Below are 22,995 nucleotides of genomic sequence, written 5' to 3' on the forward strand. Positions count from 1 at the left end.
CTCTCGCTGCACGGGCGGTCGCCGCGCGACAATCTGGCGTTTGTGGGGCGCGGGGGCCACGGGCGCGGCCTCGGGCGGGGGGTGGCCGGGGCGGTCGGCCAGGAGACGGGCCAGGGTGGTCTTGCCGACTCCGGAGACGCCCATCACCACGATCGTGGGAGGGGTCTGCGGGAGGTCGTGGTTCTCGACGCTGAGAGCCATGGGTGGTGCTCCTTCGTTGCCTGGCCGCCACTATCGCTCCAAAGATATGACGTATTCAAGTGGCGGAAACCGAATCGTCATACTTTTGGCGTGTGGGGTGGGTCGCAGGGGGCGGGGGCGCTCGACGGGGGCTGGTGGGGCGTGGCGAAGGGAGAAGTTGGGAGCGGGGGCGGGCCGTAGGGGTCAGCCCCGAGGCGTGGGGTCGCAGGGGGTGGGGCGGGGTCGACGTCTAGGCTGGGCGGATGGAGATCCAGGGGCTGCCAGGGCGGCTGCTTGACGAGCTCGGTCCGGCGATCGCCGGGGGAGAGATCCCCGTGGGCGCGGTGCTGCGCAGCGAGGAGCTGGAGGAGCGGTTCGGGGTGTCCCGGACGGTCGTGCGGGAGGCGGTGCGGATCCTGGAGGGGATGCGCATGGTGGCCTCGCGGCGGCGGGTCGGGATCACGGTCCAGCCGAAGTCCGGCTGGGACGTCTTCGACCCGCTGGTGATCCGCTGGCGGCTGGCCGGCGCCGACCGTCCGGCGCAGCTGCGCTCGCTCGGCTCGCTGCGGGTGGCCGTCGAACCGGCCGCCGCCGCGCTCGCCGCCGTCCACGCGAGCGACGACCACCGCCGTGAACTCAGCTCCCTGGCGGTCGAGTTGACGATGTCGGCGCGGGCCGCCGACCTCACCACCTTCCTCCGCCACGACATCGCCTTCCACGCCACCGTCCTGAAAGCCTCCGGCAACGAGATGTTCGCCCACCTCGGGGACACCGTGGGTGCGGTGCTCACCGGGCGGACCGAGTACCATCTGATGCCCCATCAGCCGGAGCCGTACGCGATCCGGCTGCACCGCGAGGTGGCGGAGGCGATCTGCGCGGGGGACGGCGAGCACGCCGAGCGGGCGATGCGGACGATCGTGACGGGCGCCCTGGAGGAGCTCAACCAGCAGCTGGGCTGAGGTCCGCCACGGGGCCGGCCGCGGACGAATCGGGCCGGATCACACGATTTGACGGCAGTTCGGTGGATTCGGACGCATAGTCCGGCTTGCGCGGGGCAGAGTTCGTACCGGGGGCGCTCGACGCGAGCGCCCGTTCCGTGCCCGCCGCCGAATTCGCGCCTGGGGTCGCCCGATGTCCGTGCCACGCCGCCGTCGCCGCCTGCCCGACGAGGTGCGCGCCGCCGCCGTCCGCGCGGTGCTCTCGTTCTCCTTCACGCTGGTGGGCGTGGTCGTCGCGACGCTCGCCTCGTACGCGGGCAGCTGGCTGATGACGCCCGCGCTGATGGCGATGGGGCTCGGGGTGTTCGGCACGATGTGGTGCCTGCTGGAGATCCTGGTCTCGCGCCAGGTCGCCGCCCAGCGGATGCGCGCACCCAACTCGGCGACGCCGATGGCCGGGAGCCGGGCCGCGGTCCGGGAACCGCTCGCGGCCCGGCCCTTCCCGCGGCCGGGCCGGTCACGGGGGCCGTCGCAGGGGCCGTCGCACGGCCCACCGCACGGCCCACCGCACGGCCCGCCACAGGGACCGTCGCGGGGTCAGTTCTCGGGCACCACGCGGTAGTGCGTGGTGAGCCGACGGTCGCCGTCCAGGACGTGGAAGGCGAGCATCGGCGGGTGGGTGAAGGAGACGCCCTCACCGCCCTCGCAGGGCAGGGTGACGGTGGAGACCACACCGGGGGCGACGAGCAGCGGCAGTCCGGCGAAGGTCGTCGCGGCGGGCGTGTGGGAGTGGCCGCAGAGCAGGCCGACGACGCGGGGGTGGCGGCCCAGGACGCGGGCGAGGCCGGCCTCGCCGAACTGGCGGATGCCGTCGACGGTCGGTACGGCCAGCTCGACGGGCGGGTGGTGGAAGGCCACCAGGGCGGGCAACTCGGTGCGCCCGGCGCCGAGTTCGGCGTCCAGCCAGGTGAGCGTCTCCTCGTCCAGCAGGCCGTCCGGCCGACCCGGGATGGACGAGTCGAGCATCAGCACGTCCGCGCCCGGGAGTTGGTGCAGCCGGTTGATCGGACCGTCCGCCTGCTCGTCCTGCGCCACCCCGCCGAGCAGCACCTCGCGGTACGGCGCGCGGCTGTCGTGGTTGCCCGGGCAGATGAGGACGCGGTGGCGGGACTTGAGCACCTCGACGACCTGCTCGTACTCGGCGGCCAGGCCGTGGTCGGCGAGGTCCCCCGTCACCAGCACCGCGTCCAGCGGGCCGGGCAGGGCATCGAGGTGGGCCATCACCCGCTCGGCCCGCCGCCGAGCCCGCTCGCCGCGGTCCCGGCGGTGGTCCTGGCCGAGGTGGATGTCACTGAGGTGCGCGATCGTCAGCATGCCGATCACGCTAACCAGTTCAGGGCCGGTCGGGAACCTCCGCGGGCCGCTTGAACATCCGGGTGGCGGTGATCTCGCCGTGGATGGCCGGGCCGTCCGGGTCCTGCGGGGCGGGCAGGCCGGGACGCAGGTGCTCCTCCACCGAGATGTACTTGAGGCCGGCCCGCAGGTCGGCGTCGTTGCGCAGCCGGATCACCAGCGGGAACTCGGCGAGCGCCGTGGTGTCGAACAGGCCGGTGGTGTAGATGAGCTGGACGCCGAGCGCGTCGGCCACGGCGCGCTGGAGCTCCAGCAGGTAGGTGGCGTTGGCGCGGCCGATCGGGTTGTCGAGGAACAGCGTGCCGGCGTGCCGCAGCTGGGACTGGCCGCGGTCGTTGGCGCGCAGCGCGGCCATCGTGCAGTAGAGCGCGATGGCGGCGGTGAGCAGCTGGCCGCCCGAGAAGACGTCGGACATCTGGCCGACGCCGACCCGCTCGGCGCGCAGCACCGCGTCCGGCTTGAGGATCTCGACGCTGACGCCCTTCGGGCCGATCGCTGCGGCGACCCCGCGCAGCAGCAGCGACATGCCGTCGCGGCGCAGGTCGCTGTTCTTCCGGACGGCGGCGCGGGTGGCCTCGTCGATGACCTCGCCGAGGCGCTCGACGAGGGTCGCGTGGTCCGGGTCCTCGAAGCGGATCCGCAGGAACTCCTGGCCCGACCACTCCCCCAGGCCCTCGGGCAGCCGGGACAGCCGCTGGGCGGCGCGCAGCGTGGTGAGCGAGGACTCGACCAGGCCGCGCAGGCGGTCGACGATCGAGCCGCGGTTGCGCTCCAGCTGGGTGAGTTCGTCGGTGAGCACGCGCAGCCGGGGGGCGAACGCGGCGGCCCACGCGGCGGCGTGCTCGGGCAGCGCGGAGGCGGGCAGTTCGCGGATCTGCTGGCGGGCGGGGGTGCGCACGGCCTCGTAGCGGGCGGCGTTGGCGTGCCGGACGAGCGCGTCCGAGGCGTCGCGGACGGCGAGTTCGGCGGAGGACAGCTCGCCGACGGCGGTGCGCAGGGCCCGGCGGGCCTCGGCGACGGCGGTGCGCGCCTCGGGGAGGGCGCCGAGGTACGGCTCGGCCGGGTGGTCCGCGTCGTCCTGGTTGTCGCGCAGGCCGTCGCGGAGCTGGCCGGCGAGCTCGTCGAACGCGCCGGCCGCCGACTGGGCGGCGTCGAAGGTCCGCTGGAGGTCGGCGTGCGCGGTGCGGGCGGCGTCCAGGGCCTCGCGGCGCTCGGCCAGCCGGTTGGTGGCGGTGCGCAGGAGGGTCTGGGCGTGCTCGGGGTCGGTGGGGACGAGGTCCTCGGGCAGCTCGGTGTGCGCCTCGCCGTCCACGGGGGCGGAGCGCTCGGCGTCGCCGCGCAGGCGGCCGAGCTGCTCGCTCGCGGCGGCGGAGCGGGCCTCGATGGTGGCGACCAGCTCCTCGGCGCGCGCGGCGGCGGCCTGGCGGGCGGGGCCGTCCGCGCCGTCGGGGCTGCCGAGCAGCTCCTCGGCGCGGGTGCGGACCTTGTTGGTGAGGCGGTCGAGCTCGACCGCGGCGGCGGCCTCGTCGCCCTCGGCACGGGCCTGCTCGGCGCGCAGGTCGGCGCCGACGCCGACCTTCTCGTACAGCTGGGAGGCGGCGCGGTAGGCCTCGCGCAGGGCGGGCAGCGCGGCGGGCGCGGTGTCGGCGGGCTCGTCGGCCTGCTCGGCGGCGGGGATCTCGGCGCGCTCGGCGCGCAGGGCGCGGGCCGTGCGGCGGGCGTCGTCGGCGGCGCGCTGGGCGGCGCGGCGGTCCTCGTCGCAGGTGCGGGCGCGCTCGGCGCACTGGGTCTGGCGGCGGTCGCACTCGGCGGCGTCGTCGGCGAGTTCGCGCTGGCGGCGGGACCAGTTGGCGCGCTCGCGCAGGCGGAAGGCGAGGCCGGAGAGGGCGTCGGCGCGGCGGCGGGCGCGCTGGGCGGCCTCGCGGTGCTCCTCGTGGGCGGATGCGGCGGCCGCGTGGTCGGCCTCGGCCTCGTCGTGGTCGGCGCGCAGGGTGGCGAGCGCGGCGGCGGACTGCTCGGCGTGCTCGCGGGCGGCCTCGGCGGCGGCGGCGAGCTCGGCGAGCGTGCCGGGCGGGCAGCTCGCGTGCCAGGAGGCGAGGCGGGCGGCGAGGGCGCGGTCGGCGCCGAGGCGGGCGGCGAGTTCGCGGATGTGCTCCTCGCGGGCGCTCGCGCGGGCGCGCAGCTCGCGGCGCTCGCCGTCGGCGGCGGACTCGTCGTGCATGGCCGGGTTCGGCGGCACGAGGAAGAACGCCGGCTCGTCGGTGATCGGGGCGATCAGCGAGGCGGCGGCGCCCACGGCGACCGTCGAACGGGGCAGCAGTGCGGCGGACTGCAGGGCCTCGCGGGCCCGGTCCAGCGAGTTGGGGTCGGTGACGACCACGCCGTCGACGAGCTCGGGGCGGGCGGCCAGGATCGCCTCGTGGTCGGCCGGGTCGACGGACTGGGCCAGGTAGCGCCAGCCGGGCAGGGCCGGGATGCCGTGCTCGGCGAGGTACTCGACGGTGGCGAGCACGTCCGGGCCGGGCGGCAGCAGGCCGCCGTCGCCGAGGGCGGCGAGGATGCGGGAGTCGTCGGCGGCGGCCGTGCGCAGGTCGAACAGGGTGCGCTCGGCGGTGGCGATGGCCTCGTCGAGGAGCTCGCGCAGGTACTCGGCATTGCGGTCGAGGACGGCGGGGGTGAGGTAGCCGGCCTCCTCGTCGGCGCCCTCCTGATAGGCGGTGAGGGACAGCAGGTCGGCCAGGCGCGGCTCGGTGGCGAGCAGGGCCGCCGTGCGCTGCTCGGCGGCCAGCGAGCGGGCGGCGTCCTTGCGGGCGTCGCCGGCGCGCTCGGCGGCGAGCTCGGCCCGGCCGGTGGCGGCGGCCGCCTCGCGCAGGCGGGCGGCGGCGGCCTCGGCGACCGTCCGGGCCTGGCCGAGCGCGGCGCTCGCGGCCTTCTCGACGTCGGCGGCGTGCAGCGCGGCCCGGGCCGGGTCGACGTCGCCGTCCGCGTCGATGAATCCGGCCTCGACCGCGGCGGCCGTCTCCTGCTCGACCTCGACCAGGCGCTGGCGCAGGTGCTCGACCTCGCTGCGGGCCTTCTGGGCCGCGGTGGCGGCCTCGGTGGCGTCGGACTGCGCCTTGGCACCGTCCTCCTGGAGCTCGCTCGCGCGCTGCTCCTCGGTGTCCGCGCGGGACTCGGCCGCCGCGGCGGCGGTCTCCAGGGCGCGTGCGAGCGCGGTGGCGGCGCGCGCACGGGCGGCGAGCGCCGGGGCGGCGTCCAGCTCGGCCTCGCGGATCGCGGCGGCGACCCGGGCCACCCGGTCGGCGGCGGCGCGCTGGCGCAGCACCGCCTCGGCGGCCTGCCACGCGGAGTGCAGGGTGCGGGCGTCGATCAGCTCGCGGCGCAGCGCGGCGGCCTCGGCGGTGGCCGCGGCGAGGCTCAGCGTGGCGTGCCGGTAGGTGAGCTCCTCGGCGATCAGGTTGTGCCGGGTGCGGTCGGCCTCGGCGGCGGTGACGGCGCTCGCGGCCGCGGCGACCTCGATGGCGAGGTCCTGGGCGCGGTCGCGCTCGGCGGTGGCGCGGGAGGCGAGCGCGTGGGCGAGGCGCCGGGTGCGGCGCTCGGCGGTGCGGTGGGCCTCGCGGACGGCCTCGCGCGCGGTGGTGGACTCGGCGATGCGCTCCAGCAGGTCGAGCGACCCGGCGGTGAAGTCGCGCTCGGCGGTGAGCTCGGAGCGCAGGCCGAGCTTGGCGGCGAAGCCGTGGACGAGGTCGGCCAGGCCGTCGGTGTCGCGGGTGTCGGTGACGGCGCGCAGCAGGAGGTCGGTGAAGTCGCTGTCGTGCTTGACCGCGAAGAGGCCGGCCGCCTCGCCCTCGTCGGCGTTCATCTCGCGCTGGTAGCGGAAGAGTTCGGGGTCGAGGCCGAGCTCGCCGAGGTGTTCGGTCCAGCGGTCGTGACCGTCCTCGAAGACCAGGTCGAGGTGCGGGTGGGCCTTGCCGGCCTCGGTGAGGGCGTCGCGGAAGCCCTTCATGGTGCGGCGCCGGCCACGGGCCCTCTGGTCGCCGGCCAGGCTGACCCGCTCGGCCACGGGCAGCGAGTCCAGCGTCAGGCCGGGGCCGGGGCGGAAGGAGTACCAGGTCTCGGCGAACTTGCGCGGGTCGGAGGAGACCTGGCGGCCGCGCCACTCGCTGACCTTGCCGACGACGATCAGCTCACCGGTCACGGTGTGCTGCCACTCCAGCGCCACGTGGCCGCAGTCGTCGGCGAGCAGGAACTTGCGCAGCACGCCGGAGCTGGCGCCGCCCAGGGTGTTGCGGTGGCCCGGGAGCATCACCGAGAAGATCAGCTTCAGCAGGACGGACTTGCCGCCGCCGTTCTCCAGGAAGAGCACGCCGGCCGGGGCCGGGCGGCGCACCGGGCCGTCGCCGTCCTCGCCGAACAGGCCGATCTGCTGCGGGGCCGGGTCGGCGACCGGCTCGCCGACGCCGCGCAGGTCGAGCACCGTGTCGGCGTAGCGGGCGCCGGCCGGTCCGATCGAATAGAGGCGGACCCGGTTGAGCTCGTACATGTGCGGCGGTTCTCCGTGGCTTACGTGGCTTGAGGGTGGGCGGGGCTCGGAGGGACGGGGTTCGGGGCGGGGGCTCGTGCTGCTCGGCTGATGCCGTCAGGGCTCGTGTTGCCGGGCTCGTGCTGCCGGGCTCGTGCTCAGAGGGAGTGGAACGGGAGGCCGGCGTCCGCCACCAGTTCGTCGGCGGTGTCCGGCGGCAGCAGGCTCGCGGTGCCGTCCGAGACCGGGACGACACCGAGGTCGAGCAGCTCGGCCATCGCGGCCGTGCCCGCCAGGTCCCGGACCTGCAGCTGGTAGCGGGCGGTGGTGCGGTAGGTACCGCCGGCGTCGTCCGAGACCTTCTGCAGGAAGCCCGAGTCGACCAGGAACACCACGGCCTTGGCGACGATGCCGATGGTGGAGCCGGAGAGCCGGCGGGCGTCCTTGGTGGCGCCGGTGGCGGTGCGCCGGGCCCACACCCGCCAGGCGGCCTCCAGGCCCGGGGCGTCGCTCTGCGGGTCGGTGTTCGCGCCCTCGGCGTCGGCCTGCTCCTCCAGGCGGCGGCAGGCCTGGCGCACGAAGGAGTCGACGCCGTTGACGGTGATCCGGCCGAGGTAGCCGTCGTCGGCGAGGTCCTCGGGGCGGGGGAAGGCCATCGCGGCGACGGCCAGGTGCGCGAGGCCGTGCAGGAAGCGGTCCGTCGACTCGGACGCGGCGCGGCGCGAGTAGTCGCCCATGCGGACGGCGAAGACCGAGTCCTCGGCGGCGGCCACGGCCATGCCCGCGCGCGGCGAGACCTCCAGCACCACCAGGCCCATGCCGGTGGCGATCGCGTCGGCGAGGCGCGCGAACGGCGGGTCCTCGCGGTGGCGGCGCACGAGCTCGGCGTACTCGGCGTCGCGGGCGGGGAGCAGCTTGGCCTGGAGGCCGAAGGAGACCAGCCGGGCGGCGTCGGCCACGTCGGCCGGGGTGATCGGCGCGGGGGCCGCGGGCTCGGTCTCGGGCGCCCAGGACGTGTCGTGGTGGGTCGTCACGGGCGGTACTCCTCGGGGCTGTTGCTGCTGGCGGTTCGGGTGGTCGGGCGGGCGATCGGGCGGGTGGTGCGGTGCGGGGTCCGGCGGTGCATCGGCGGGCCGGTCAGCCGGCGTCCTTGCGGTCGGCGGCCATGCCGACCGCGTCCAGGAGGGCGCTGCCGACGATCAGGTCGGCGCCGCCGAACTCCCGGTCCCGCAGCGGGGTGCCGTCGTCCACCGCGAACAACAGCCGCTCCTCGCCCTGCCGGTAGGCCGTACCGACCGGCGGGCTCGCCGCGTGCACCGCGAGCAGGGCCACCAGGTACGGGAGTTCGGGATCCTGCTCGCGCGCCTCGGCGAGCAGGCCGGAGAGCCGGCGGGGCGCGTCGGCCGGCAGGTCCAGCAGCTCCAGCGCCGCCTCCAGCTGCGCCTCGGAGAAGCGGCTGTCGTCCGGGGTGGCGACGAGGTCCGGGTCGGGCAGCTCGGCGCCGAGGTGCTCGCGCTCGACCGGCGGGGTGAGCAGCAGGTCGACCAGGTCGGCGACGCGCACGGAGCTCGGGACGCGCAGCCCGGCGCCCCGGGCGAAGAACGCGCCGGTGGGGCGGACGGCCTGCTCCACCGGCAGCCGCAGCACGGGGGCGAGCAGCTGCCCGTACAGGTCGATGCCGCTGCGGACGCCAGGGGTGGCGAAGGCCTGCCGGTCCTGCTCGGCGCGGAACAGCGGGCCGGCCTCCAGCAGGCGGGTCTGCAGCTGGGTGTGGCGGCGGATGCAGTCCTTGACGATGTCGACGAGCTCGGCGGCGCGGCGCTTGTGCTCGGGCTCCTCGGCCTCGTCGCGGGCCTTGCGGATGTTGGTGAGAATCGCGTTCTCGTGCCGGTAGCGGTCGGCGATGTGGTCCAGCGCCTCGTCGATGAGGTCGGGGATGGTGCGCATCCAGTCGACGGCGCGGACGTTGCGCCGGGTCGCCTCCAGGGCGCGGCGCAGCGTCTCGGCGTACTGGACGGTGCGGTAGCGGGCCTGCTCGGCGGCGAGCTGGGCGTCGGCCAGGCGGCCGCGGCGGATCAGCACCTCCAGCTTGACCTCGGCGGCGATCTGGGCCGAGGTGACGTCCGTGTCCAGCGCGCCGACCAGGACGTTGACCGCCTCGTCGGTGGTGCGCAGGTAGACGCCGCCGTCGGGGCCCGGGACCTCCTCGATCAGCTTGAAGTCGTAGTCGCGGCGGACGTACTCGCCGTCCGCGCCGAAGGTGCCGTAGACGGCGCGGAAGCCGCGGTCGACGCTGCCGACGTTGATCAGCGACTCCAGCACCCAGCGGGCGACCCGCTCGTGCTCGGCGCCGGGACGGCCGGCGGCCTGCGCGGCGACCCGGGGCAGCAGCCGGGCGAGCACTATGTCGCGGTCGGCGCCGGTGTCGAAGTCCATGTGGAGGGTGACCAGGTCGATCGCCGCCAGGCCGACCTCGGCCATCGCGTAGCCGCCGTACTCGCCGGCCAGGTTGACCTTGCGGTTGTCCAGGTCGTGCAGCGGGGCGGTGCAGGCCAGCGCCTTGAGCCGGCGGGCGAGGCCCTCGTCGGCGGCGGGGCCGGGCGCGGGGCGCGGCGCGGGCACGCCGGTGCCGGCGGCGGGCCGGAGGCCGGGCTCGGTGGGCGGGTCTGCGATGGCGGTCACGGTGGACAAGATTAGAGGTTCGCACCGACATCGACCGAAACGGGCCTTGCGGGCGGGCTGCGGCACGGCTGCGCGACCGGTGCGCAACGGGTGCGGGTGCGTGTCGGGGGTGAATTCAGAACCCGGTTTCGACGGGATCACGCCAATTCCGAACAGGAATTCGGAAAAGCCGTGAAGGCGGTGCGCCGCTTCCGTGATGATCGGCACATGATCACTCGACTGGCCAAAGCGGGCCTCGCCGCCGCGCTGTCCGTGACCACCCTCGCAGCCGCCGCCACCGGCGCCGCGGCCTCCATCGCCTCGCCCGCCGACGCCCCCGCCGTCCAGGGTCCGCACGTGACCGTGGCCGCGTACGGCACCCTGCCGAGCACGAACCCGCCCGGGCCGGGCGCGTTCTCGGTCAGCTGGGTCTCCGCCGGCACGGAGGACGTCACCGGCCCCACCCACCTCACCCTCGACCTGCCTCCGGGGCTCACCACCCCCGACATCGCGATGATGTACTCCACGCCGTACGACTACACCTTCACCGAGACCCTCTCGCCCGACGGCCGGCACCTGGAGGCCGTCTTCACCGGCAACCGGCAGCCCGGACGGTCCGACTTCATGAAGCTGAAGATCTACCGCACCGGCACCGAGCAGCCGACCGGCCCGATCGTCGCGACGGTCTCCAACCCCAACGACACCGATCCGACCGGCCACGTCTCGGTCGTGACGCTGGACGGGAGCACCCCGGCGCCGATCGTCCAGCCGGCCCCCGCCGTCACCGGCCTGGACACCACCATCGGCCCCGGCGCCGGCGGCACGGCCATCACGGTCAGCGGCAGCAACCTGGCCCACGGAATGGTGCTGATCGGCGGCACCCCCGCGGCCGGCACCTGCACCGACACCGCCTGCACGGTGACCACCCCTGGCGGCTCGGGCAGCGCGCCCGTGTCCGTGGTCACGCCGGGCGGGACGACGACGGCCGCCGGCACGTTCGACTACACCGGCGACCTGCCGCCGGCCCCGCCCGCGCCCGTCGTGTCCCTGGTGACGACCACCAGCGGGCCGGTGGCGGGCGGTACGAGCACGTACATCGTCGGCGAGAACCTGACGTACGGGACGGTGGCCTTCGGCGGGGTGCCCGGGACGCACGCCTCGTGCGGGCCGAAGTTCTGTTCGGTGACCACCCCGCCGGCCGCCGGGCCGGGCCCGGTGGACGTCACGGTGACCACGGCGGGCGGCACCAGTGCGGCGGTGGCGTTCACGTACACCGCGTAGGTCCCGCGGGGCGGCGAACAGCCGACAGCTGACAGATGACAGAGTTTGAAATCTGTTATCTGTCAGCTGTTCGCCGCCACCCGCCCGCGCCCGCCCCCGAGGTGGAGTTGAACACGTTCAAACCAAAGGTCTAGAGTCGGTCCCGCGCAGGTGGGAAAGGTTCCACCCGCCCCTCGGCCTGGAGGTTCGCCCCGTGGACAACGACACCGCCGCCACTCTGCGCCGCGTACGGCGCTGGCTCTGGCTCTTCCTGGTCGGCCTCGTCCTGAGCGGCCTGACCGCCTTCCCCCTGGAGACCGAGACCCGCTGGCTGGCCGACTTCGCCGCCGGCCCCGCCGCCCCGGTGTCCGACCACTTCCCCGCCGCCATGGCCTGGCTCGAACGCGTCCGCGACGGTATCGCCGAGACCAACGACCGCTTCCCCTTCCTCGCCTACGGCACCGACTGGCTCGCCTTCGCCCACCTGGTGATCGCCGCCGCGTTCTGGGGCCCGCTCAAGGACCCGGTCCGCAACATCTGGGTCATCCGCTGGGCCGTGCTCGCCTGCGGGGCCGTGATCCCCCTCGCGCTCATCTGCGGCCCGCTGCGCGGGATCCCCGTCGCGTGGCGATTCGTCGACATGTCGTTCGGAATCTTCGGGGTCGTTCCACTGCTGATCGTGTTGTGGGCCCTGCGTCCGCTGGAACGTTCCTTCAGCGCGCCGGCTGCCGCGAACTGAACACACTGCCCGGGGCTGTGCGCCCCAGGGCGCGAATCGACGGGGCGAGCGCCGGTGCCGGCGCTCGCCGCCCGGGTCACGGTCCGCGGCCTTCACGCGCAGGCCCTACCATCTCGCTCAACAGCTGCTGGGAGGCGGACGGGCGTGGCCGATGCGGTGATCGATCTCAATGCGGACCTCGGCGAGGGGTTCGGGCGCTGGACGCTGACCGACGACGAGGCCCTGCTGTCCGTGGTGACCAGCGCCAACGTCGCCTGCGGCTTCCACGCCGGGGATCCGTCGACGATGCGCCGGGTCTGCTCGCTGGCCGCCGAGCGCGGCGTCCGGATCGGCGCCCAGGTCTCCTACCGCGACCTCGCCGGCTTCGGCCGCCGCGCGATGGACGTCCCGCCGGAGGAACTGGCCGACGAGATCGCCTACCAGATCGGCGCGCTCCAGGTGTTCGCCCGCGCCGCGGGCTCCCGCGTCTCGTACGTCAAGCCGCACGGCGCCCTCTACAACCGGGTGGTCTCCGACTCCGAGCAGGCCGAGGCCGTCGTCGCCGGCGTCCTGCGCGCCGGGGCGGTCTGCGACGGGCCGCTGCCCGTCCTCGGTCTGCCCGGTTCGCGGCTGCTCGCCGTCGCCGAAGGGGTCGGACTGCCCGTCGTCGCCGAGGCCTTCGCGGACCGCGCGTACACGCGGTCCGGCACGCTCGTGCCCCGCCGCGAGCCCGACGCGGTCGTGCACGACCCCGAGTCGGTGATCACCCGGGCCGTCGGCATCGCCCGGGACGGCACGGTGGAGGCCGTCGGCGGCGAGCACATCGGCGTCGAGGCCCGTTCCCTGTGCGTGCACGGCGACACCCCCGGCGCGGCCCAGCTCGCCTGGCGGGTGCGGGGCGCGCTCGCCTCGGCCGGGGTCCGGGTGGAGGCCTTCGCGTGACGGCCGCCGCCGTCCGGCCGGTCGGCGGGAACGCGCTGCTCGTGGAGGTGGCCGGACCGGCCGAGGTGGCCGCGCTGTACGGGTGGCTGCGCGAGCGGCAGGCCGAGGGCGCGCTCGGCGCCGTCGAGGAGATCGTGCCCGCGGCCCGGACCGTCCTGCTGGACGGCGTCGCCGACGTCGACGCGCTCACCGCGCTGCTCGCCACCGCGCGTCCGGCGGCCGCGGACACGGCGCACGGCCCGCTCCTCGAAGTACCGACCGTGTACGACGGCGCCGACCTGGGCGAGGTCGCCGCGCTGTGGGGCGTCTCCGAGGAGGCCGCCGTCCGGATCCACACCGGGCCCGAGTACGTCGTCGCCTTCTGCGGGTTCTCCCCCGGCTTCGGCTACCTGACCGGGCTGCCCGCCGAGTACGGGGTGCCGCGCCGGGCCACTCCGCGCAGCGCCGTCCCGGCCGGTTCGGTCGCCCTCGCGGGCCCGTACACCGGCGTCTACCCGAGCCCGTCCCCGGGCGGCTGGCAGCTCCTGGGCCGGACGGCGCTCGCACTGTGGGACGCGGAACGCGAACCGGCGGCCCTGCTCGCGCCGGGCGTCCGGGTGAAGTTCACGGCCGTACGGGGGCAGTGAGACTCCAGCGGCCCTTCACCGCCCCAACAGCTCCTCCGCGATGGCCCGTTGGGCCCGGTCGAGCGCCACCTCCCCGTCCTCCGCCGCCCATACGGCGTTCTGCAGCACCCTTGCGAGCGTCCACCCGGCCGCCTCCGCCCGATCCAACTCCAGGACGTCCACGAGGAGATCGAACCTCCGGCGCACCGCCCGCCGCACGTCTCCGGTGGCCACGACGTCGTCCCAGCGGTTGCGCAGCGCGGGGAGCAGCTCGAAGCCGGGGTGTCCGGCGAGCGGCTTCGGGTCGATGGCGAGCCACGGACCGCGCCGCGCGCGGTCGAGCGGGGCGAGGACGTTGCCGAAGTGCAGGTCCCAGTGCAGGAGTTGCCCGCCGGGATCGGCCCTGACCTCGCGCAGTGCCGCCGCGCAGTCGGCGAGCAGCCGCTGTTCGTCCGGGTCGGCGAGGACGGCCGCGGCCCCGGCCGCCTCCGCGAGCATGGTGTCCGCGAGATCGGCCAATCCTCGCATTCCCGGCACGGCCTGATGTGACGTCAGCGACCGCAGCAGCTCGGCCAGCACGAGCAGAGCCACCCGGTCGTCCTCGACGGTGAGCAACGAGCGCCCCGCGTCGAGCCGTTCGAGCAGCATCGAGCCCGAGGCCGGATCGTGGTCGAGCAGCCGCACCGCGCCGTGTCCGCCCCAGGCCCGCAGGGCCGCGGGCTCGCCCGCCGTCTCCTCGTCCACCGGCTGGAGCTTGAGGACGCAGGCCTCACCGTCCGCACGCCGCACGGGCAGCACCAGTGCGACGGCCCCGTGCGCGGGCGGACCGTCCAGGCGCAGCCCCCATCGCCGCAGCAACTCCCCTGCCAGTGCGGGCAGTCCGGCGACCCAGGTGCTCCCCTCCGGGCCGAAGAACTCGTCGAGCGACGCGGCCAGCGCGTCCGGAACCTCCACGGACGCTTGTCTTTCGAGCACGCCTCCACCCTAGGCCCTGCCGCCGGACCCCCGTCTACCCTGCGAGCGCCTCCGCCGCGGCCGCCGCGAAGCCGTCCGGGTTGTCGAGCATCACGTTGTGCCCGCACTCCGGCACCGCCACCACCCGGACCCCGGCCGCCCGCAGCCCCGGCGCCCCGTGGGGTTCGCCGTCGGGTGCCGGGTACAGGAAGGTGCGCGGCACGTCCAGGCCCAGCAGCATCTCCCGCATGGTCGGCACCGTCGCGCGGGCGAGGTGGACGGCACTGCGGTGGAGCGCCTCCGGGCCCGCCAGCCGCATCGTCGCCCACCAGGACGGGCCGACCCGCTCGGCGACTTCGTCCCGTCCCCCGGCCAGGAAGTCCTCCTCGGTGTAGCTGGCGAGCCCGCTGCTGCCGGGCCGCTGCGCCGCCGGGGCGATGGGGTCGAGGTTGGCGTCGACGAGGAGGAGCTTCGCGACGAGCTCGGGGTGCCGGTGGGCCAGCACGATCGCGACCGCACCGCCCATGCTGTGCCCGACGACCTCCGCTCCCGCGACGCCGGCGGCGCGCAGCGCGGCCGCGACGGCGTCGGCGTGGTCCTCCAGCGCGTACCGGAAGTCCGCGGGCCGGTCGCTGATGCCGAAGCCGAGGAGGTCGAGCAGCAGACTGCGGCGCCCGGCGAGCAGCGGGTGCACGGCGGCCGCGGCGAAGTAGACGGGCGAGCTGGCACCGAGGCCGTGCAGGTAGACGCGGGCCGGCTCGGCGCCGGGCAGCTCGACCCAGCGGATCCGGTGACCGTCGGGCGTGACGGGGGCGTGGCGCATCGAGGGCTCCTATTGCGGCGGGCGACGAGGTGGCGAGGGTCGGGCGTGCGGCGAACAGATGACAGCAGACAGATGACAGATAACAGATGTTGAAATCTGTCATCTGTTCGCCGTCACCTGCCCGCCGATCGACATCGACCATACCTCGGTGCCGAGGTATCACGCCATCGATATACCAACGCCCCGAGGGACCCTTCTGGCAGAGTGGCCCCATGCTGAAGCTCGCCATCCTCGGGTTCCTGTACGACCGCCCCCTGCACGGCTACGAGCTGCGCCGCCACCTCGCCGCGCTCACCGGCCACGTCCGCCCCATCAGCGACGGCACCCTCTACCCGGCGATCAAGCGCCTGGAGTCCGACGGCCTGCTCGTCCGCGAGACCGAGCCCGGCACCGCCGCCGCCCCCCGCCACACCCTCCACCTCACTGCCGCCGGCCGCACCGCCCTGCTCGACCGGCTGCGCGAGCCCGAGCGGCTCGACATCAGCGACGAGAATCGCTGGTTCACCCTCCTCGCGTTCCTCCGCCACCTCGACCGCCCCGCCGACCAGGCCGCCGTGCTCCGCCGCCGCCTCGCCTTCCTCGCCGAACCGGCGAGCTTCTTCTACGAGGGCGAGCGCCCGGTCGGAGCCGAGGAGTTCGCCGACCCCTTCCGCCGCGGCCTGCTGCTGATCGCCCGCGCCACCACGGAGGCCGAACTCGCCTGGCTGAACGCCACGTTGGCCGACCTGGCGGGCGCGGATCCGCAGCACCCGGCGGCGAATTGACCGAAACCCGTACGGGCTCCCGGGAACTCCTTCCCCTCCTGCCGCACCCGTGTTCCGATGATCGGCATGAGCAACGAACTCCCCACCCCACAGGGCCCCACCGTGCGCCGCGAGGGCTACGACGGCACCGGTCCGGGCGCGATCACCCCGGACGGCTGCGCCGTCGAGCTCTGGTCCCGCCTCCCGGCGGGCGACATCCCGGACCTGATCGAGGGCGCCGTGCCGACCGGCGCCCGGATCCTCGAACTGGGCTGCGGCGTGGGCCGGATGACCCACCCGCTGACCGACCGCGGGTTCACCGTGACGGCCGTCGACGAGTCCGCCGAGATGCTGGCCCGGGTCCGCGAGGACGTCCGGACCGTTCGCAGCCCGATCGAGCACCTGCACCTCGGCGAGCGTTTCGACGTCGTCATGCTCGCCTCCTTCCTCGTGCACGCGGGCGACGTGGCCGTCCGCCAAGGGCTCCTGGAAACCTGCCGCCGCCACGTCACCGACGACGGCTGCGTACTGATGCAGCGCGAGGGCGAGGACTGGCACCGCAACGTGCCCCGCGAGAGCAGGCTGGCGGGCACGGACGGAGTCGCCCGGATGGTCTCGTCGACACCGAACGGGGACGGCTCGAACACCGTCCTCGCCGAGTACGAGTTCCCGGACGGCCGCTGGACCCACACCTTCCGCTCCCGGCCGCTGAGCACCGAGGAGTTCGAAGGAGCCCTGGCGGAGGCCGGTCTGGCGGTGGAGCGCTACCTGACGGAGGACCGCACCTGGGTCCGGGCCCGCCGGCTGACCACGAAAGGACCCGGTGCGCAAAGCCCGATTAAAGGGTGAACAAAGAATCGTCACTTTCACCCCGTACCATCGGCCGCGCGCCGGGCCGCGCGCGGCCCGAGGGCCGGGCGGGTCGCGGCGGCACGCATGCCCGCACGCCCGTTCCGACCCGCGAGGACACCCACATGCAGCAGGACCGACGGATACCCGGGGCGGGTGTCCGGTGACGATCGACTGGCTCCACGGCGCCGTGCTCGGCCTGATCCAGGGCCTCACCGAGTTCCTGCCGATCTCCTCCAGCGCCCACCTGCGGATCTTCTCCGCCCTGCTCGGCTGGGACGACCCGGGCGCGGCCTTCACCGCCGTCACCCAGCTCGGCACCGAGGCGGCGGTGCTGATCTACTTCCGCCGCGACATCGCCTCGATCATCCGGACCTGGGCGCTGTCCCTCGTCCGCCCGGCACTGCGCTCGCACCACGACGCCCGGATGGGCTGGTTCGTGATCATCGGCACCCTGCCGATCGGCATCCTGGGCAAGCTCTTCCAGGACACCATCGAGACCCACCTGCGCGACCTGCGGATCATCGGCACCACACTGATCGTCTTCGGCCTGGTCCTGGCCTTCGCCGACCGCACCCGGGCGATCCGCCACGCCCGTCCGATCACCGACCTGACCCTCCCGCACGCCGGCGCGTTCGGCCTCGCCCAGGCGCTGGCGCTGATCCCGGGCGTCTCGCGCTCCGGCGGCACGATCAGCGCGGGCCTGCTGCTCGGCTACAGCCGGGAGGCGGCGGCCCGGTACTCGTTCCTGCTGGCGATCCCGGCGGTGCTCGCCTCGGGAACGCTGGAGCTGTTCAAGATCGGCGAGGGCCCGGCCCCGGCCTGGGGGCCGACGGTCCTGGCGACCGTCATCGCCTTCGCGGTCGGCTACGCGGCGATCGCCTGGTTCCTCAAGTACATCTCGCACCACAGCTTCCTGCCGTTCGTGGTCTACCGGGTGCTGCTCGGCATCCTGATCATCGGACTGGTCGCGGGTGGCGTCCTCGCCCCGGACGCGGGCGTCGTGAAGTAGAACGGGCTTTCAACTCCGGGCCCTGAACGCCCACTCGGAAGGCAGCGGGAAGCAGCGGAGACCAGCGGGGAGCAGCAAGAAGCAGAGGAAAACAGGGGCAAGCGGGGAAAAGCAGACGGGCCGGGACACCCCGGCAGGGTGCCCCGGCCCTCCGCGGCCGAAAAGGTGTCTAGCGCCCGAACTCCCGGGCGGCGGTCAGCCGGCCGCGGACGGCGGCGTGGACCTCGGCCTCCTCGGCCGGGTCGGCGGCGAGTCGCCGCAATCGCTCCAGCACACGCGCGTCGCCGGTGGTGGCGACGTGCCGCGCGGCGAGCTCACGGGTGGTCTCCTCGCAGTCCCACAGGCACTCGACGGCCGGGCCCTCGGGGAAGTGCACGTCGGTCGTGGCGAGCGCCCGGGCGGCGCGTCCGCGCAGTTCGGAGGAGGCGGCCTCGCCGTAGATGTGGCGCAGGACCGGGACGGCGTCGGCGGCGGCCAGCCGCCCCGCACCGTCGACCAGCGACCCGAGCCCGGTGCCGACGACCCCGCGCACGGAGACCCAGCGGCGCAGTCCGGCGACCACGAGGGGTGCGTCGTCCGGCTCCCCGGCGTCGGCGAGCAGCTGGACGGCGGCCTCGCCGAGGGCGCTGTCGGCGCCGCCGGTGGCCGGGTCGGCCCAGCGGCGGGCGTGCGCGAGGGCCTCGGGGCCGCGCATCCGGCCGAGCAGTTCCAGGGCGGAGCGCACCATCCGGTCGTCGACGTCGGCCGCGGCCGCCTCGATCAGCTCGGCGGCGGCGGGATCCCGCTGGTCGACGAGGTAGCGCAGGGCCGCTCTGCGGGCGCCGGGCAGGCCGTCGCGGGCGGCCTCGATGAGCGCGGGCCGGTCCTCGGGGCGGACGACGGCGGTCAGGCAGCGGGCGGCCGCGGCGGCGCGGCGGTCGACGGCGTCGGGGCCGGGCCCGGCGGTGTCACCGCGCCCCACCTGGGCGGACGGCTCCGGACGGCCGAGGAAGGCGCCGGCGCCGAGGCCGCCGAGCTCCCCCTGGTCGGCCCAGGCGAGCACGTCGGCGGTGGACCAGCCGGGAGTGACGCCGCTGCGGTTGAGCTGGCGCTGCCACACGTCGAAGGGCGACTGCTCGCTGGCCGCCGCGACCCTCGGGTGGTAGGCGGCCCACAGCCGCCAGGGCCGGGGCTCGTAGGCGTTGCGGATGAACTCGCGCAGCTCGGCGTCGCCCTCGGGGCCCGGCGGGAAGCGGTCCAGCACGGCGGTGCCGAGGAGGAGCAGGCCGCGGTCGTCGTCGCGCAGCGCGAGCTCGTCCAGGGCCCAGGCCCAGTTGGCGCCGGTGGCGGCGTACTCGCGCAGCATCAGCAGCGCGTCGCGCCGGCCGTACGCGGCGAGGTGGCCGAGGACGGACAGGGCGAGGCCCGTGCGGTTCTCGTCGTCGCTGACCAGGTCCTCCGCGGAGTGGAGGTGGTCCTCGATGCCGTCGAGGGGGGCTTCCAGCTCCATGTAGAGGCGCGCGTAGTACAGCGAGCGGCTCTCGACCTGCCAGTCGGCTCGTGGGTCCCTGGTGACACACTCCTCCAGCGCGGCGATGGCCTCGGTACGGTCGGCGGCCAGCGCGTGGAGCTGCCCGTCACCGCGGCCCCGCTGCAGGAGGCCGAGGAGGCTGGCACTAGGTGCTATCACTGGCTCGAACATGAGGTCAGCATCCGTTGCGGCGGTCGTAGTGGCAACGGGATTTCCGTCGCCGGGGTCTCTGGTGGGTACTGCGGTGGGCGCCCGGGCGCCGGAATCACCGAAGGTTACCGCCTCGGGCCCCGGTCCGCACACAGGGCGACGAACGCTTCGGCCACAGTGGCATATGCCAGAGGAATTTTGCCCACGTTCTGTCCAAAACCCCACGGAGAGGACGCGGCTGTGCGACAGTCGTCTCACCAACCGCCACGGCCCGCTCACACCGAGCGAGCGCCCCAGATCGATGGACCGGTCATGAACATGTCCTCGGCCCCGGCGCGCCCGCCGGGCACCGCCCTCGCGGACGGCACCCCGACGGGCGGCACGGGCGCGGGCACGGCCACCGCCACGGCCGCCCCGAGCACCGGACCGGCCCCGGGCGCGGCGGAAGCGGGCACGCCGGAGTCCGGCGCGTCCGACGGCGGAACGGACGACGGCAGAGTGGACGGCACGGCGCAGGAGCCGTCCGGCCCCACGGTCTGCTCCGCCGAATGGGACCTCCTCACCGACGGGGTCCGCTGGGACGCCGGGACCTTCCGGCTCCTCGGCTGCGACCCCGGACACGGCCCGCTCAGCCTCGACCGGCTGCCGGACCGCCTCCCGGAGGCCGACCGGCCGCTGCTGCGGCGGATGATGACCGACACCCTCGTGCACGGGCGCACCACGTGCGGCACCCTGCGGGTCCGCCGGTTCGACGGCACGCACGACAGCGTCGAGTGCGCGGGCGAGCCCGTCCTTGGCCCGGACGGCACCGTCACCGCGCTGCGCATGCTCCTGCGGCCGGCCGCACGCGCCGGAGCCGGCGAGCACCGCTGACCGCGCCGCGGCGGACACACCCGCCGGTCCGGCCCGCGTCCGCCCCACCGGCACCCCGGTCCGAACGGGCGCCCCGCTCCGAACGGACGTCCCGTTCCCGGACGTCCGTCCCCTCAGGTCGCCCGCGGCCGGTTCTTCGCGTCCGCCACCCGCAGCTCCTGCCCCAACTGGACCCGGAGCTCGTCGACCGCCGGCAGCCCGCGGTACTGCGCCGTCAGCCGGTACATCTCCCGCAGCCGGTCCCACGTGCGGTGCGAGGAGTTCTGCCCGATCAGGTTCATCACCATCTTGGCCTGGAGCTCCGCCGCGTCCGGCTCCCCGGTGATCCAGTGCACCGAGGCCAGCGTGATCCGGTCGAACAGCGCCGAGCGCAGTTGCCCGGTGCCCTCCCGCAGGGCGATCACCCGCTCCGCGTGCCGCCGCGCCTGCGGCGCCGCCGACAGGTCGTGCTCCGCGAGCGTGCGCAGCACCAGCGCCTGCATGCCGCGCAGTTCGGCCTCGTCGAACACCTGCATCCAGGACGGCGGCGGCTCCGGCGCGTCCTCGGCGAACAGGTCCTCGGCCTCGCCGAGCAGCCGGTAGGTGTCCTGCGTGTGCCCGATCGAGGCGTGCGCCCACGCCTCGACGGTGTTCAGCATCGCCCGCGTCCTCGGCAGCAGCCGGCCGCCCGCCGCCTTCGCCGCCGCCATCAGGTCGATCGCGTCGTCCGCCCGGCCCAGGTGCACCATCTGCCGGGCCGCGCGCGAGATCGCCTCGCCCGCCCGCGGCCGGTCGCCCGCCTCCTTGGCCGCCTCCGCGGCGATCATGAAGTACCGCTGGGCGGTGGGCTCCAGGCCCACGTCGTGCGACATCCAGCCGGCCAGCACCGCGAGGTTCGCCGCGACCAGCCACAGCCGCCGCTCCACGGAGGGCGGGTGCCGGTGCGTCAGCAGCCCGCCCACCTCGTTCAGCTGACCGACCACCGCCTTGCGCTGCAGCCCGCCGCCGCGCGCCGCGTCCCACGCCCGGAAGACCTGCACCGAGCGCTCCAACGCCTCCACCTCGTCGAGCCCGACCGGGCCCGCGTCGTACACGTCCACCACCGGGCGCGCGCCCGCCCCGGTGATCACCTGGCGCGGCCCGGGCGCCGAGGCCGCGTACGCGACCGCGTCCCCGCCCAGCCAGCCCTTCAGGGAGTCGGCGATGACCGCCCCGGCCGTGAGCGCGGCGCCCGCGCCCACCAATCCACGTCGGTTCAGCATGAGGTCCATTCCCGTGAACTCGGTGAGGACCGCGGCCGTTCGATCCGGCGACCATGGCTCCGCTGCGGACTGCGCCGCCCCGCTCCTGGTGGGCCGGTGTCGTTCCAGACCGAGGTCCTCAGTGGTGACGACACGTCCGAGCCGCTCCGTGAACACGGTCGCCAGCACCCGCGGCACCGGATCGCGGGGAATCTCCCCCTGCTCGATCCAGCGCCGTACCCTCGAGGTGTCGGTGGACAGCTGCTGCTGACCCAGCGCGGCGCCCCTACGGTTGACCAGCCGCGCCAGCTCGCCCTTCGACCATCCGGTCAGGACGAACAGATCGGCGAGTCGGGTGTTGGGTCCCCTGCTCACGTGAAGCCCCCAGGTTCCTCGGCTGGTTCGAGGCTAGAGGCTCCGGCAAGTGCCAGGCGAGCATTCGCCACCGTTCGCCAGGGCCCGCCAGACTACTAAGCCAGTGCGGCGCGGGTGTGTTGTAGGGGTGCGCCACCTCGCCCCCGGGGCGGGAGGCGCTCCGGACCGGCGTCGGGGCATCCCCCGACCGTGGCGAGGGGCGCGCCCGGTCCTCACCCGAGGGGGTGGCGCGGCCGGGTGGCGCGGGAGCGCCGGGCACGGCCACGGCGGCTCCGGCCGACCGCATTCCCCAGGGTGCGGACGGCCGGGACACCGCCGGACCAGGGGTCCTTAATCCCCGCGTCCGTGCCCGGCGCCCGCGCACCACCCGGCCGCCGGACACCACCCGAACACCCCCCGCACCACCGCCGCACCACCGCCGCACCACCCCCCGAAGCAGGGCCCCCGGCACACCAGGAAGCACGGGGCACCGGCCCTCCCCCGCCCCCGCGGGGCGCACCCGCCGACGGACAGGAAGGGACCACCCTCACCCCATGTACTCCTCAGCGACGACCCCCACGCCGAGCCCGACCCGCACCGCGCTGCGCCCCCCCACCGCGGCCGCGGGCCGTCCCGGACCCAAGCAGGCGCCCCCGCCGAGCCGCCCGGCGGCCCCGCGCGGCGCCGAGGGCCGGTCCGCGGACGCCCGGGTTCCGGCCGGCCGCAGCGCGCTGGGTCTGCGCGGCCCCGAGGCCGCCCCCCCGCCCGGCGGCCGGGTCCCCCTCGCCCGCCAGGTCGACGGCCGCCTGCTGCGCGGCCCGCACCGGCCGGGCACCCCGATCGGCCCCGAGCGGATCGACCCCTCGGCGCTCCAGACCCCGGCGGTACGGGCCGCCCTGGCGAGCGTCGCGCGGATATGTCCCGCGTTCACCCCGCGCCAGGTGCTGCGCGAGGGCAGCCGCCACATCCTGGTGGCGGGCACCATCGGGCGGGCCCCGGTGGTCGCCAAGTGCCTCGCGCCGCAGGCCGTGCGGAGTGAGTACTTCGAGCAGCTGGTGGCCGACTTCCACCACGAGGTCGCGGTCTACCGGGCGTTCGTGCGCCACCGTCCGCCGGTGCGCCTGCCCCGGCTGGTCGCCGCCGACCACGACCGGTGCGTGCTCGTCCTGGAGCGGCGGTGCCCGCGGGCGCGCGCCGAGGGGAGCCACCCCCCGCACCCCCGCCCCCCCCGCGCGGGTCGGCGCGGCGGCTCGCCGCCCGGGCGCGAG

Annotated in this window: 18 protein-coding genes and 2 pseudogenes; 11 read left to right on the top strand and 9 right to left on the bottom strand. The window is 75.3% G+C overall.

What is annotated here, in order from left to right; translation table 11 throughout:
- Positions 1-201 (bottom strand): annotated as a pseudogene (locus tag ACFV4F_RS18045) (gluconate kinase); the annotation flags it as partial.
- A gap of 242 nt (positions 202-443) precedes the next feature.
- Between ACFV4F_RS18045 and ACFV4F_RS18050 the strand changes: the two are divergent.
- Positions 444-1,139, top strand: coding sequence for a FadR/GntR family transcriptional regulator (locus ACFV4F_RS18050; protein ID WP_380445695.1), 696 nt, complete (start codon positions 444-446; stop codon positions 1,137-1,139).
- 172 nt (positions 1,140-1,311) lie between these two features.
- The gene (locus tag ACFV4F_RS18055) at positions 1,312-1,740 is read left to right on the top strand and encodes a hypothetical protein (RefSeq protein ID WP_380503529.1); all 429 of its coding nucleotides are present in this window, start codon (positions 1,312-1,314) and stop codon (positions 1,738-1,740) included.
- On the opposite strand, the gene ACFV4F_RS18060 is transcribed toward ACFV4F_RS18055, so the two are convergent.
- From ACFV4F_RS18060 to ACFV4F_RS18075, 4 genes are all read right to left on the bottom strand, one after another.
- The gene (locus tag ACFV4F_RS18060; protein WP_380503532.1) at positions 1,716-2,492 is read right to left on the bottom strand and encodes a metallophosphoesterase; all 777 of its coding nucleotides are present in this window, start codon (positions 2,490-2,492) and stop codon (positions 1,716-1,718) included. The genes ACFV4F_RS18055 and ACFV4F_RS18060 overlap by 25 nt on opposite strands.
- A gap of 19 nt (positions 2,493-2,511) precedes the next feature.
- Positions 2,512-7,074, bottom strand: a complete 4,563-nt coding sequence (locus ACFV4F_RS18065) for a hypothetical protein (protein WP_380503535.1) — start codon at positions 7,072-7,074, stop codon at positions 2,512-2,514.
- 137 nt (positions 7,075-7,211) lie between these two features.
- Positions 7,212-8,087 (bottom strand): hypothetical protein, encoded by an 876-nt coding sequence (locus tag ACFV4F_RS18070; RefSeq protein WP_363656620.1) that lies wholly within the window; start codon positions 8,085-8,087, stop codon positions 7,212-7,214.
- A 103-nt stretch (positions 8,088-8,190) separates the two neighbouring features.
- Positions 8,191-9,726 (bottom strand): hypothetical protein, encoded by a 1,536-nt coding sequence (locus ACFV4F_RS18075; RefSeq protein WP_380445712.1) that lies wholly within the window; start codon positions 9,724-9,726, stop codon positions 8,191-8,193.
- Positions 9,727-9,942: 216 nt separating this feature from the next.
- On the opposite strand from ACFV4F_RS18075, the gene ACFV4F_RS18080 reads away from it, so the two are divergent.
- The 4 genes from ACFV4F_RS18080 to ACFV4F_RS18095 all read left to right on the top strand — a co-directional run bounded on the left by ACFV4F_RS18080 (position 9,943) and on the right by ACFV4F_RS18095 (position 13,260).
- The gene (locus ACFV4F_RS18080) at positions 9,943-10,995 is read left to right on the top strand and encodes an IPT/TIG domain-containing protein (protein WP_380503538.1); all 1,053 of its coding nucleotides are present in this window, start codon (positions 9,943-9,945) and stop codon (positions 10,993-10,995) included.
- Positions 10,996-11,188: 193 nt separating this feature from the next.
- Complete coding sequence (locus ACFV4F_RS18085) at positions 11,189-11,713, top strand: hypothetical protein (RefSeq protein ID WP_380503541.1); 525 nt, start codon at positions 11,189-11,191, stop codon at positions 11,711-11,713.
- A gap of 144 nt (positions 11,714-11,857) precedes the next feature.
- Positions 11,858-12,634, top strand: a complete 777-nt coding sequence (locus tag ACFV4F_RS18090; protein WP_380498670.1) for a LamB/YcsF family protein — start codon at positions 11,858-11,860, stop codon at positions 12,632-12,634.
- Entirely contained in the window at positions 12,631-13,260 is a 630-nt protein-coding gene (locus ACFV4F_RS18095) for an allophanate hydrolase subunit 1 (RefSeq protein ID WP_380503545.1), read from the top strand. Before ACFV4F_RS18090 ends, ACFV4F_RS18095 begins: the two co-directional genes overlap by 4 nt.
- A 15-nt stretch (positions 13,261-13,275) precedes the next feature.
- On the opposite strand, the gene ACFV4F_RS18100 is transcribed toward ACFV4F_RS18095, so the two are convergent.
- Both ACFV4F_RS18100 and ACFV4F_RS18105 read right to left on the bottom strand, forming a co-directional pair.
- The gene (locus ACFV4F_RS18100; protein WP_380503671.1) at positions 13,276-14,193 is read right to left on the bottom strand and encodes an aminoglycoside phosphotransferase family protein; all 918 of its coding nucleotides are present in this window, start codon (positions 14,191-14,193) and stop codon (positions 13,276-13,278) included.
- 55 nt (positions 14,194-14,248) lie between these two features.
- Complete coding sequence (locus ACFV4F_RS18105) at positions 14,249-15,016, bottom strand: alpha/beta fold hydrolase (protein WP_380503548.1); 768 nt, start codon at positions 15,014-15,016, stop codon at positions 14,249-14,251.
- A 212-nt stretch (positions 15,017-15,228) separates the two neighbouring features.
- On the opposite strand from ACFV4F_RS18105, the gene ACFV4F_RS18110 reads away from it, so the two are divergent.
- The 3 genes from ACFV4F_RS18110 to ACFV4F_RS18120 all read left to right on the top strand — a co-directional run bounded on the left by ACFV4F_RS18110 (position 15,229) and on the right by ACFV4F_RS18120 (position 17,620).
- Positions 15,229-15,780 (top strand): PadR family transcriptional regulator, encoded by a 552-nt coding sequence (locus ACFV4F_RS18110; protein WP_380503551.1) that lies wholly within the window; start codon positions 15,229-15,231, stop codon positions 15,778-15,780.
- 66 nt (positions 15,781-15,846) lie between these two features.
- Positions 15,847-16,608, top strand: coding sequence for a class I SAM-dependent methyltransferase (locus ACFV4F_RS18115; protein WP_380503554.1), 762 nt, complete (start codon positions 15,847-15,849; stop codon positions 16,606-16,608).
- 169 nt (positions 16,609-16,777) lie between these two features.
- Positions 16,778-17,620 (top strand): undecaprenyl-diphosphate phosphatase, encoded by an 843-nt coding sequence (locus ACFV4F_RS18120; protein WP_380503674.1) that lies wholly within the window; start codon positions 16,778-16,780, stop codon positions 17,618-17,620.
- Between the two features lie 169 nt (positions 17,621-17,789).
- Here ACFV4F_RS18120 and ACFV4F_RS18125 read toward each other — a convergent pair whose 3' ends face one another.
- Entirely contained in the window at positions 17,790-19,301 is a 1,512-nt protein-coding gene (locus tag ACFV4F_RS18125; protein ID WP_380503557.1) for a HEAT repeat domain-containing protein, read from the bottom strand.
- A 291-nt stretch (positions 19,302-19,592) separates the two neighbouring features.
- Here ACFV4F_RS18125 and ACFV4F_RS18130 point away from each other — a divergent pair, with 291 nt between their 5' ends.
- The gene (locus ACFV4F_RS18130; protein ID WP_380503560.1) at positions 19,593-20,153 is read left to right on the top strand and encodes a hypothetical protein; all 561 of its coding nucleotides are present in this window, start codon (positions 19,593-19,595) and stop codon (positions 20,151-20,153) included.
- 113 nt (positions 20,154-20,266) lie between these two features.
- Here the strand turns inward: ACFV4F_RS18130 and ACFV4F_RS18135 are convergent, their stop codons facing one another.
- Positions 20,267-21,748, bottom strand: coding sequence for a hypothetical protein (locus tag ACFV4F_RS18135; protein ID WP_380445710.1), 1,482 nt, complete (start codon positions 21,746-21,748; stop codon positions 20,267-20,269).
- A gap of 533 nt (positions 21,749-22,281) precedes the next feature.
- On the opposite strand from ACFV4F_RS18135, the pseudogene ACFV4F_RS18140 reads away from it, so the two are divergent.
- Positions 22,282-22,995: pseudogene (locus ACFV4F_RS18140) on the top strand (hypothetical protein); the annotation flags it as partial.

It is taken from the genome of Kitasatospora sp. NPDC059722 (assembly GCF_042733235.1).
GTDB lineage: Bacteria > Actinomycetota > Actinomycetes > Streptomycetales > Streptomycetaceae > Kitasatospora.